General features: G+C 59.0%; 11 protein-coding genes and 1 pseudogene. 7 read left to right on the top strand and 5 right to left on the bottom strand.

Annotation, left to right across the window (positions count from 1 at the left end; genetic code table 11):
• From VNM72_10560 to VNM72_10585, 6 genes and pseudogenes are all read left to right on the top strand, one after another.
• The coding region (locus VNM72_10560; GenBank protein HXF05841.1) for an aminopeptidase at positions 1-632 on the top strand (632 nt) is incomplete at its 5' end.
• Between the two features lie 34 nt (positions 633-666).
• Complete coding sequence (locus VNM72_10565) at positions 667-1,692, top strand: NAD-dependent epimerase/dehydratase family protein (GenBank protein ID HXF05842.1); 1,026 nt, start codon at positions 667-669, stop codon at positions 1,690-1,692.
• A gap of 165 nt (positions 1,693-1,857) precedes the next feature.
• Positions 1,858-2,049 (top strand): annotated as a pseudogene (locus tag VNM72_10570) (DnaJ domain-containing protein).
• A 710-nt stretch (positions 2,050-2,759) separates the two neighbouring features.
• Complete coding sequence (smc, locus tag VNM72_10575) at positions 2,760-6,452, top strand: chromosome segregation protein SMC (protein HXF05843.1); 3,693 nt, start codon at positions 2,760-2,762, stop codon at positions 6,450-6,452.
• 53 nt (positions 6,453-6,505) lie between these two features.
• Positions 6,506-7,237, top strand: coding sequence for a hypothetical protein (locus VNM72_10580; protein ID HXF05844.1), 732 nt, complete (start codon positions 6,506-6,508; stop codon positions 7,235-7,237).
• 218 nt (positions 7,238-7,455) lie between these two features.
• The gene (locus VNM72_10585; GenBank protein HXF05845.1) at positions 7,456-7,938 is read left to right on the top strand and encodes a PPC domain-containing protein; all 483 of its coding nucleotides are present in this window, start codon (positions 7,456-7,458) and stop codon (positions 7,936-7,938) included.
• A gap of 76 nt (positions 7,939-8,014) precedes the next feature.
• On the opposite strand, the gene VNM72_10590 is transcribed toward VNM72_10585, so the two are convergent.
• Positions 8,015-8,584 (bottom strand): protein-disulfide reductase DsbD N-terminal domain-containing protein, encoded by a 570-nt coding sequence (locus VNM72_10590; GenBank protein ID HXF05846.1) that lies wholly within the window; start codon positions 8,582-8,584, stop codon positions 8,015-8,017.
• 198 nt (positions 8,585-8,782) lie between these two features.
• Here VNM72_10590 and VNM72_10595 point away from each other — a divergent pair, with 198 nt between their 5' ends.
• Positions 8,783-9,370 (top strand): DNA-3-methyladenine glycosylase, encoded by a 588-nt coding sequence (locus tag VNM72_10595; GenBank protein HXF05847.1) that lies wholly within the window; start codon positions 8,783-8,785, stop codon positions 9,368-9,370.
• Positions 9,371-9,438: 68 nt separating this feature from the next.
• On the opposite strand, the gene VNM72_10600 is transcribed toward VNM72_10595, so the two are convergent.
• The 4 genes from VNM72_10600 to VNM72_10615 form a co-directional block, all read right to left on the bottom strand.
• The gene (locus VNM72_10600) at positions 9,439-10,209 is read right to left on the bottom strand and encodes an enoyl-CoA hydratase-related protein (protein ID HXF05848.1); all 771 of its coding nucleotides are present in this window, start codon (positions 10,207-10,209) and stop codon (positions 9,439-9,441) included.
• A 43-nt stretch (positions 10,210-10,252) separates the two neighbouring features.
• Positions 10,253-10,600 (bottom strand): hypothetical protein, encoded by a 348-nt coding sequence (locus VNM72_10605; protein HXF05849.1) that lies wholly within the window; start codon positions 10,598-10,600, stop codon positions 10,253-10,255.
• A gap of 197 nt (positions 10,601-10,797) precedes the next feature.
• Entirely contained in the window at positions 10,798-11,055 is a 258-nt protein-coding gene (locus VNM72_10610) for a hypothetical protein (GenBank protein ID HXF05850.1), read from the bottom strand.
• 80 nt (positions 11,056-11,135) lie between these two features.
• Positions 11,136-11,660: aminofutalosine synthase MqnE (locus tag VNM72_10615; GenBank protein HXF05851.1), on the bottom strand; the 525-nt coding region annotated here is incomplete at its 5' end.

Here is an 11,660-nt window from a genome sequence, read left to right on the forward strand (position 1 = left end):
GAGCAGCCGTGCTCGGAGCCATGCGGGCGATCGCTCAGCTGCGTCCGCCGGTTCCGGTCCTGGGCATTGTTCCCGCCACGGAAAACATGCCGAGCGGTCGCGCCCAGAAGCCGGGCGATATTCTCCGTTCGATGAGTGGCAAGACGATCGAGGTCATCAACACTGACGCCGAGGGGCGATTGATCCTCGCCGATGCCGTCAGCTATGCCCGGCATCTGGGAGCCACCCGAATCATTGATCTGGCGACGCTCACCGGCGCCGTGAGCGTGGCGCTCGGCTCGGTCTATGCGGCCATCCTGGGGACGGATCAGCAACTCATTGATGACGTGATCGCGGCAGGCCGAGAAGCGGGAGAAAAACTCTGGCAATTACCGCTTGATCGAGAGTATCGCGAGCAACTGCGCAGCGACATTGCCGATGTGAAGAATGTAGGCAGCAGGAAAGCGGGAACGATCACCGGCGCCTACTTCATCCGCGAATTCGTCGAAGACACGCCGTGGGCGCATCTGGATATTGCCGGTGTGGCCTGGCTGGAGGAGAGCAAACCTCATCTGGCTAGTGGTCCCACCGGGTTTGGCGTTCGCACGCTGGCCAACTATGTCTGTCGTCTGGCGGAGCGGATGAAAGCCTAGCGCAAACTCGGTCTGGGAAAGGGAAGGGGAAACCATGAGCACGATCCTTGTTCTGGGCGGAACGCGGTTTTTCGGTCGGGAACTCGTCTGGCGATTGTCCGAACTGGGGCACGAGGTGACGGTCCTGACACGAGGTCAAACGCAAACGGACCTGCCACCGTCGGTCCGGTGGCTGCGCGGGGACCGACGGGACGAAGCCTCGCTGCGGGAGGCGCTTGGCACGCGGTCCTGGGACGCTGTTATTGACAACATCGGCTTCACCCGTCAGGACGCCGAGATCGCCCTCCGGCTCTTTGACGGACGCATCGGTCGCTTCCTCTTCACGAGCACGGCGGCCGTCTATTACTGCGTAAAAGATCTCGTCTGTCCTTTCGCCGAGTCAGATACCGACGTGTTTCCCCTGCGAGAGGAAGCGCGGACTGATCCCCGCTTCAGTTACGGCTTTGGAAAATTAGAGGCGGAGCAAACACTCATGGCCGCCCATCGTGATCGAGGGTTTCCTGTGACGATCCTTCGGCTCCCCATCGTCATCGGACCGCGCGATCATACGCTCCGCGCTTTTAGCTACTGGATTCGCATCAAGGATGGTGCTCCGCTCATTCTTCCCGACGGAGGACGCCTCTGCTGGCGCTTTATTTCGAGCGGTGATGTTGTGCGGGCGTTTGTCGCTGTTTTGGAGTTCCCGCAGGCGATCGGCGAGGTTTACAACTTCGCTCAGAGGGAAATCGTGAGTCTGCGAGATTGGGTGAAGCTCTCGGCGGAGATCCTGGGTCGCTCGGTGAATATCGTCAATATTCCGAGCGAGTGGCTGAGTGCCCAGGGAATCAACATGGAGTTTTCTCCCTACTCCACCCCGCGCTCGTGGATTCTGGATATCGGCAAAGCAGAGCGCGATCTTGGCTGGGCATCAACCCCATGGCGGGAGTGGATGGAGGCGACGATCCAATGGTACGAACGCGAATATCACGGCCCGGCGCCGGAGAATTACTTTCGTCGTGGTGACGAACTGGCCCTCGTCAACCGGTGGCAGCAGCTTACGGGGGGTGGGGATGGCGGATAGGCCGTGTCCGGAATCGCATCGGCGTCAGCAGCAGGCTCTCTCAGCGATGGCGGGGGAAGTGATCTCTTTCTGACAGGAAAGGGTGCGCTGATTTTTCCGGTCCTGGACAATGGAGAGACTCGAACGCCTGCGCCCTTTTTCCGTAAGGGCACCGGACTGTAGCTCATGGAAGACTTTTACGACATTCTCGGCGTGTCCCGTCAGGCGACCGAGGCGGAAATAAAGGCCGCCTATCGCCGTCTGGCCAAGCGATATCATCCCGATGTGAACCCCTCTCCCGGGGCGGCGGAAGATTTTGACCGAATCACTCGGGCTTACCGCGTTCTGGGCGATACCCATCTGCGCGCGCTTTATGACCAGGGGCGACTCGAGGATTATGAGCAGCAGGCCCGACGATCGGATTATGTAGCGGCTGTTGAGCGCGAGATCCAGGAAATCGTCGAGGAGTTGCTTCGGCAGGACCGAGAGGAAGCGGCTGTGCGCAAGAGCATCGTCTTGCTTCTTGTTGCCCTGTTTTCCTCCACGTTTCTCGTGGCTTTTTTGCGGCCGCCTTTTTTTGAAGAGGGTAGTTTCCCCGTTCGGGTTGGGTTGCTTCTCCTGTTCGGATCGGGGATTCGCGAGTTGATGAGAACGGGCCGCCTCTGTCTGGAGCACTATACGCGGGAAGAGGACGTGACGATTTCGCTTCTCGGGAGCGAGCGGGGCGAGGAGAAGAAGCTCACCCGGCGGCAGGGGGTGTGGCTCGTGGGGGGAGGTTACCTGGCGGCACTCTGTCTCGGCTCGCTGCTCAGATGGCTGGTGGCGTCCGGATCTCCCGAGATCCTCGGAGAAAATCTCCTCTCGGTGATCATCATTCCGCCGGTTGCGGTCTATGTCGTGCTGAGACTGCGAGCGCTTGGCGAAGCTCTCGAACGGCTTATGCCGTGATGGGCTCCAATGGCTGCGTCGGTTTTTCCCCATCAAGCGCATCTGAAGCGCTTGTCCGGGCCTGATTGACAAGCGACGACGACTACTCTATATTGCGCCCGACAGCCGAAAATGTCGAAGATGTTGGGTTGCAGGTGAGTATGCTCAAACTGGAGAAGCTCGAGCTGCGCGGCTTCAAGTCGTTCGGCGATGAGACTGAAATCACCTTCCCTGGAGCCATCACCGCCATTGTGGGGCCTAATGGGTGTGGCAAGAGCAATATCGCCGACGGGATTCTCTGGGTTCTCGGGGAGCAAAGCGCCCGTTCGCTTCGCGGCACTCGCATGGAGGATGTTATTTTCCAGGGGAGTCGCTCACGGCCTCCCGTGGGGATGACCGAAGTCGTCCTGACGCTTTCGGCGGTCGCGGACATCGAAATTTCGGCAAATGGAGCAGGGGCGGAGGACGAGGCGACGGACGATGACGATGGGTCTCGCGGACGATCGCGGCTGACGCGGAAAATCCGAGCCGGTGAGGTGATCACTGTCGCCCGACGGCTCTACCGTTCCGGGACGAGCGAGTATTTCATTGACGGTCAGCACGTGCGGCTGCGGGACATCTATGACCTGTTCGCCGGCACGGGGCTGGGTCCGGGACACTATGCGATCATCGGTCAGGACCGCATCAGTGAGTTGATCAATGCCAAGCCTTACGAGCGTCGAGCCATCATCGAAGAAGCGGCGGGCATCACCAAGTTCCGATTGCGTCAGCGGGCCATTGAGCTGCGCCTCGAATCCACCCGCCAGAATCTCGCTCGGATTAACGACATCATCGCGGAAGTCGAGCGGCAGGTGGCCTCGCTCAAGCGTCAGGCGGCACGGGCACGACGGTACCGCCGGCTGAGGGAGGAACTGCGGACGCTTCTCCGCATCCTCTTCCGGCTGGAGTACCGCCGGATAGCGGACGAATTGGAGACGGTTCAGGCGCAGATCGAAACTCTGGCGCAGGAGAAGGCGCAATTGTTGGCAGAAATCTCGCGCCTTGAATCTGAACAACGGGACCTTGTGGAGCGAAGCCGGCGAGATGAGGCGCATGTTCACGAGATCCGAGAGCGCCTGGCTCGAGCTGACCTGGAGATCGAACGGGCGACGAGCCGTCGCACGAACGCCGAGCAGCAGCAGGCCGAGCTGATCCGTCGGTTCGCTGAGCTGGAGCGCGACGAGCATGCGCTCAAAGAGCGAATGACGGTGATCTCCCGCGAACAAACGCGCCTCCGAGCCGAAGCGGATCAGCTTGCCTCTGAGATTGCTCAAAGGGAAGGACAGCTCGCGGACGCCGAAAGCGAGCACGCTCGTCTCCTGGCCGACGTGCGGTCGCAAGAAGAAGCACTGGAGAGGTTGCGCGCCCGCTTCGTCGAAGCCGTCAACGCCGCCGCCACGTTGAGAAATGCTCGACAGCAGATCGAAGAGGCCATCCGCCGCATTGACCTCCGGTTGAAGAATCTGAGGAGCGAAGGAGACCGCGCCCGCCAGCGACGGGCAGAGCTTCTGCGGGAACGGCAGCAATTAGCCGACGAGATTGAGCGACTTCGTGAGCATGTGGCGACGCTCGTTCGCACCCGAGATGAGATCGCGTCCGCGTTAGCACAAGCGCGAGCAATCGAGGCCGCCGAGCGGAACGAACTGGCCGAACAAGAACGAACTCGTATCGCCTGGGAGAACCGGCTTCAATCCCTTATTGAGTTGGATGCGCACCATGCCTACTACTCGGATGCTGTTCAATATATCCTCCATCTGCCAGAGGCCCAGGATGAGCTGCATCTTCTGGGTACTTTGGCCGATAAGGTTCAGGTTGATCCCCGGTGGGAAAAGATGGTTGAGGCCGTCCTGGGCGAACGACTCCAGGCCATTCTCGTCCCGTCGCTTGAGGATGCCTGGCGAGCCATCGAGCGGCTGACGAGAGCCGGGGCCGGACGGGCACAGTTTCTCGTCGTAGGCATTGGCGGCGGCCAGGGGAATGGAGGCACGGCGGCGTCCTCTGCAGCGCCGACAAAGAACGACGCTCAGACGGGGGAATCCTCCTCGTCGTTCATGCGAATCCTTGGGCTCGACCCAATGGTCCAGGCCGCCTTTGCTCGTGCGTATCCCGAATATGAAACGGCTGAGGTTGTCCGGGATCGCGATGCCGCTGTGGAACGATCGCTTGCTGATCCCGGTCGCTTGTTTGTGACTCCCGAGGGCGAGTGGGTTCGCGGGGGATGCCTCCTCTCTGGAGGAGCCGACCCGGGCTGCGCCGTCGGTCTGCTCGCGGTCAAGCGGGAGATTCGGGAACTTCGGGCCCGGCTCGATCAACTGACCGAGCACCTGCGGATACGGCAGCGCCGCCTGGCCGATCACCACGCCGACATTGAAGCCTGCGAGGAAAAGCTCGGCGCCTGCGAATCAGAACTCCGCGAGCAGGAGAAGACACTTTTTGAGAAAGAAGTTCGATTCTCCGAGATCGAGCGAGAGATCGAACGAGTGGACCAACAGCTCCGTGTCGTTGCCTTCGAACAGACAGATGCGATGGCGGAACGGACGAAAGCTCTCGACGCGCAGGCTCAGATTGAGGCGGAACTGGCTCGGTCCGAAGAGGAGCTGCGTGAGCTTGAGGGCCGAAGTCAGCAGCTTCAGGCGGAGATCGCCCTATTTCGAGAGAAGATCACCGAGGCGGCGGAACGTGTATCGCACGTGCGAGTACAGCTCGCCGCCGCGAATGAGCGGAAGCAATCGCTCTCACACCGCCTGCGGCACCTCGATGACGAATATGCGGAGTGCGAGCGTCGGGGGGAACGCATCGGATGGGAGAAGCGGGCGATAACGGCCGAGAGAGAGACTCTCAGCCACACTCTCGAGGAGGTTGACGCGGAGATCTCCCGATTGCTGGCCGAACGCTCCGACCTGGAAGAGGCGCTCAACGATGCACTCGGTCATCTCGCTCAGGTGCATCAGACGAGCGATCACGCCCATCGGGCGGTAACGGAACTACGGGAGAAGGAGTCGTCCCTGCGCGACCAGTTGAGTCAGGCGGAGATCGCTCGCGCCACGCTTCAATCTCAGGCGCAGTTTTTGCATGAAAGTTGCTTTGCTGAACTGGCTCACACCCTGGAGGAAGTTCTCGCTCAACCCGATGACCTCACGACGCTTTCGCCTACCGTGGATGTCACCGACCCGCAGGCCATCAAACACCGAATCGAGGAGCTGCGTCGTCGCCTGGAAGAAGCCGGTCCCGTGAACATGATGGCACTTGACGAGCTACAGCAGGCGGAGCAGCGGTATGAGTTCCTGCGACGTCAGCGCGAGGACATCGAACGCTCGCTGGCTTCGACCGAGCAGGCCCTGCAGGAGATCCGACGACGGTCCCGCCAACGGTTCCTCGACGCTTTCCATGCCATCAATGAGAATTTCTCGGCCATGTTTCAGGAACTCTTCGGCGGCGGTCGTGGAGAGATGATTTTGCTCGATCCCGAGAATATCCTTGAGAGTGGGATTGACATCATCGCTCAGCCCCCGGGCAAGAGGCTGCAAAATATCCATCTACTGTCTGGAGGCGAGAAGGCTCTGGCGGCGCTGGCGTTATTACTCGCCATTTTCCGCTACCGACCGAGCCCCTTCTGCGTCCTGGATGAAGTTGACGCGGCGCTCGACGATGTCAACGTCGCCAGATTTTCGCAAAAGCTCATTGAAATGAGCGAGCGGACTCAGTTCATCGTCATCACGCACAACAAAGAAACGATGGAAGCGGCTCACGTCCTCTACGGCGTCACAATGGAAGAGCCCGGTGTTTCAAAACTCGTCTCCGTTCGGCTACAATAACACTCCGGCATTCAGCTCAATCAAGAGTGTCTCGCTCGTGCGCGAGGGCGTTGATGATGAAGGCGGGACTGACAGTTGGACCCTCTCGGTCCGCGTTTGGTGGAGCGAGCCTCGCTGTGCTTGCGATCTGTTGCACTTTGTGGGCGCAATCGTCTCGACCGGCCCCCACCGCCGATGCTCGCGCTGCAGCGTCGGACGCCGTCCACTACTACTACCGGTTCGAGAACCCGAAATTCGATGTCCCCTGCATGGAGTTGGAGTTTGACGATACGGGGAAGGGCCGCTTTTCCTTTCGCCGAAAGGAGAGCGCTGAGGCGGTGACGTCACCGCTGGAGCTTCTGCCGGAAACGCTTCATAAAATACGCGGCTCTCTTGAGGCCCTGCGATTCCTCGATAGTTCTGAGACTTATCAAGGTGAACGGGATGCCTCCTATCTGGGGACGGCGACAATTGGTGTCAAACAGGGCTCCAGAGAACGCCGCGTGAGTTTCAATTTCACCCGAAACGAAACGATGCGCGAGCTGGCGGCGGTACTTCGTGGTATCACGCTTCAGGAGTATCGGGTCTTCCTCATCGAACTCGCCCGGCAACATGAGCCGCTCGATCTAGATAAGCAGCTTATTTCGCTCGAGGCCGAATTGAAGAATGGCTGGCTGGCCGAGCCGGTCAAGCTTCTTCCTCTTCTCAGGCGATTGCGCGATGATGATGATGTGCTGCTGATTGTGCGCCGGCGGGCTGAACGGCTCGTTCGCTTCATCGAGAAAAAGGAGAGAAAAGGCTCCTGAGAGGCCATTTCGATGTGAGCCCTTGCCCACGCATTGCGTCTCTCCAAAAGGCATGGCATGGAATGGGCCTTGCTGCCTCGAATCACGAAATCGCCGGATCCTCTCTCGGATGAAAAGGGCTGAGGATATTCTCATGACCCAAACCCTCGATCTCGAGAGCGAGATTTTCCTGCCCATCGCTCTGACCGGCGAACTTTTTGCAGGGAATCGAGGAGGCCATGAGCCTTTTTACGTCGCTTGGGCGATTGGGGAGGTATATGGTGCCAGGGTTGATTAAAGGTACGTTACCCCGACGGCTCGCCATCAGCACGGTGCTGCTATTTTGTACGATGGGGGCGAACGATATATCACCCTCCACGCAACCCATAATCCAGCTCGGTCAAACTGTGGAAGGTGAACTTGGCCCCGGCGACAAGAAACTGGACGATGGCACCTATTATGATCTCTATCTTTTCCGTGGCGAGAGCCGTCAAAGGATCGTCCTCGACCTCACATCGTCGGATTTCGATCCTTTCCTGACCCTTCTCGATCAAGATGGAATGGCTATCGTGAGCGATCACGCGAGCGGAGGGCAACGTCATGCCCGCATTACGCTATCGCTGCCTTATTCTGGCAGGTACTATATTCGCGTCAACACCGTTCACAAGGAGCAGCGCGGGAAGTACACCCTCCGCACAACCGTCACAAAGAACGAGGACTAAACGATCCTCACGTCCTCTCCCCTGAGCGTCCAGATGAATTTCTCCACCGGTGTCCCCCTCACGCCAGCACGCGCGTTCAGCGCTTTTTCGACGAACGAGAGGTCGCCGCCTGGCCGAAAATGTCCGGGTGAATTCGTTTGACGGGGTGAGTCCGGGAGACAACGGTCAAGGGGATCTCCAGTTCGCGCGTCTTCGGTGGGTAGCAGACCTTCTCGCTGCAGGGTTGGTAACGAACCTTTGCTTTTAGAGTGTATTCACCCGGCGGTGTCGTCGGCTTTACCGTGAGAGGGAATCTAATGACCGCTCGCTTCTCATACACGGACAGTTGCTTGTTGGGAGCAAAGGGATAGCTACGGCGTTCCGGGCGCGGATAAACAGCCGTCCCCACCTGAAACGTCTCCGGAGCTTGAATCGTCACTCCGGTTGGGATGAGAAAATCTTCGGTCGGTTGATGGGAATTGATGTGGTACCCTTCTGCGATGTCGAGGATTACAGCGAGTTGTAGCCGGTCCCCCGGTCGAGCGCGATCTTGAGAGATCGCTGACATCACCATGACCACTTCCCCCGGAGAAGGCCGTTGAGGCGCCAGAGACAGCGTTGCGGCTAGAATGATCGCTGCCATCCCGATTCGACGATGTGCTCCCATACACAAGCCCTCCACAATAGAGAATGTCTCATGTTCAAGGTCTCAAGTCTAACACGAAACTGTATTCCGACGAACAGCACAAACGATCTCCCCGCGCGTCGAGTACGGAGACCGTCGGGTGAGCGTCCCCTCTGACCGGCGCTGTGTGAGGGCAAAATTGTCAAACTGACGCGACCGCGCAATAATTGGTGTCCTGAAATGCGAGGAGGGAAGTTGCCACGGTCGTTTTATGAACAGCCGACGGTCGAAGTGGCCAAGCAACTCCTGGGGAAATATCTCGTCCGCATGTCAGAAGAAGGGCCCATCGTCGGTAAGATCGTGGAAACAGAAGCCTATGTCGGACCAGAGGACCGGGCTTCTCATGCATGGCGAGGACGAACCCGGCGAACGGAGGTGATGTTTGGGCCACCGGGTTACGCCTACGTCTACCTGATCTACGGCATGTACCACTGCTTTAATGTGGTGACCGAACGCGAAGGGTATCCCGCAGCCGTCCTCGTTCGCGCCGTTGAACCCATCTCAGTGCTCCAGGCCGGCAGATCCCCCAACCGAAGGAGTCTCCCTACAAACGGTCCCGGGAAAGTCTGTCGCTATTTTGGCATTGATCGGTCATTCAACGGAATTGATCTCTGCGGATCGGTGATTTTCATCGAGGATCGCGGAACCCACATTGCGCCCGAAGAAATTGCTCACGCTCGGCGGATCGGGGTTGATTATGCCGGTCGGTGGAAAGATATTCCTTGGAGATTTTATCTTCGTGGGAGCCTCTACGTGTCAGCTCCCTGATCGTTGCGTCACCGGCACGTGCAGGGGTGTCCCCTCGAGAGGATGATCGCTCTTAAGAGAGTTCCAGCTCATCGGTCTTTTGTGAGGAAGCTTGCAAGTCCTCGTTTGAAATCTTCAGTCAGGCGAGCCAGGGCGTTGGTGGAGATTGCCTGCTCGAGGGCGGCCTCGATGGGAAGCGCGTCTATCTCGTAAAGGATGCGCTTGGTCAGCGTCATCGCCGTGAGGCTGTTTTGCTTCAGCTCACGAATGAAGGCAGTGGCATTGCGGTCGAAGTCCTCATCGGGGTAGACAAAGTTGACGAGACCAAGGCGTTCTGCTTCTGTGGCGGTGACGACTCGTCCGCTGAGGATCAGTTCCGCGGCCTTTTTCTCGCCAACCGATCGTCGCAGCAGAACAGCGACAATGGCGGCCACGAAGCCAATCTTGACTTCGGGATAACCGAATCGTGCGCTTTCGGCAGCGAGAAGGAGGTCGCAAGCGCTGGCCAGGCCGCAGCCTCCCGCTAGCGCCCGTCCGCGGACCAGCGCGACGACCGGCTTGACCAGCCGCCGCAACGTGAGGAAAAGGTTAGCCAGGCGTCGGGCATCGGCCAGATTCTCCATAACCGACGCTTCGCTCAGCGTCTGGAGTTCCGATAGATCCAGCCCGGCGCAGAAGTCCTTTCCCGCACCGGTCAGGATGACGAGTTTCACCCCGGCGTCCTCCTCTGCTGCACGGAGCGCCGAGCCCAGTTCATCGAGCGTCAGGCGGTCGAGCGCATTCCGCTTTTCCGGGCGATTGAGTGTGATGTAAGCGAGGCCCTCGGTGACAGAGTACTCGATTCGCTGATAATCGGCCATGTCAAGAACTCCTTCGCTCGGTTTTCGGTCGGGCGGCTCGGTTTCAGGTGATCAATCCAAGCTCGCGGGCCGTCTGATCCGGAACGTCAATTTCCATCCGAAGCAAGGCAGCGCTGAGCGTCTTTCCTTGCGCATCCAGGCGGAGCGAGACCGTCCCCCCACCGCCGAGCGCACGATGGAGAAGGAAATTTAAAGCTCCCAGGTTCGGAAGCTCATAGCGTTCGACTTCTCCCAGACAGATTCCGCGAAAATGGTCCTTGACGCGCTCAACGGTGACGTGTTCGACAAGAATCGGATAGTATTCCGGTTTGGAGGCGATCAGGCCGATGTTGGCCGTGTCACCCTTGTCGCCCGATCGCGCGTGAGCAAGGTATCGGAGTTGAACCTTCATATGAATCCCCCTTTGGTCTCCCCGTCGCTTTTGTTGCGCGGGGTGACGAATGGTTTTTCCCCGTGAGTCTCTGGGTGTGCGGGTTGCTGTCTTCTGGATAAACGATCGGCTTATATCGCCTCCCAGGAGTCTCCCCGGACATCCTCCCCCGTCTGAGCCCGCTCCTCTTTCCCCGGAGGGACAATGCCGGCAGGAGATTAACGATAGCGATTCCCCGCCATCCGATTATAGAGCCAGGCGAAAAATGCTCCGCCTATCGCTCCGTAGACGAAACTCCAGAGGAATCCGATGATGCTTCCTCCATAGGTCACCGCATATCCCGGATAGAGAAGACCAAGACGACTCAGGTGTTCCCCACCGGACTCACGCCAGGCAAGAAAAACGGTGAGGAGGAGGATGACCAACCCCCAGAGAAGACCAGTAGCGACGGCAAACGCCTTAATGTTAAGCCTCATTCACGCGCCTCCTTTTGCTCGATTTCAAAGCTGAGCACCAACCGCGTTATCGAGCAACGAGCGCGGGGTTGGTCACGACCTTACGACAACGAGACAGTTGGCGCCGCCATCGGCCTCACCGGGTTGTATAGAGAGTCACGCTCGACGGGTATCCGTCCAGCCTGACGAATCAGGTTCTCGATTTCACTCCGGGTGAGACCTTGCGGCGTATGGCCTCCGGCCATGTGATAGATCTTTTCTTCGACGACAGTTCCGTCCAGGTCGTCCGCCCCAAAGTGGAGAGCCACCTGCGCCAGTTTCGGCCCCATCATGATCCAGTAGGCTTTGATATGGTCGAAGTTGTCCAGGATCAATCGGGCGACAGCGATATTTTTCAGATCATCCACGCCCGTCGTCCAGGGAAGGTGGCTCAACTGGGTGTTCTCCGGATGAAAGGCCAGAGGGATGAAGGCCATGAAGCCCCCGGTTTCGTCTTGAAGGTCCCGGAGTCGGATGAGATGATCAACGCGCTCCTCGATGGTCTCCACGTGGCCGTAGAGCATCGTGGCATTGGACCGCACGCCACACTCATGAACGGCCCGGGCGACCTCCAGCCATCTTTCTCC

The sequence above is a fragment of the Blastocatellia bacterium genome (genome assembly GCA_035573895.1).
Taxonomy (GTDB): Bacteria; Acidobacteriota; Blastocatellia; order HR10; family HR10; genus DATLZR01.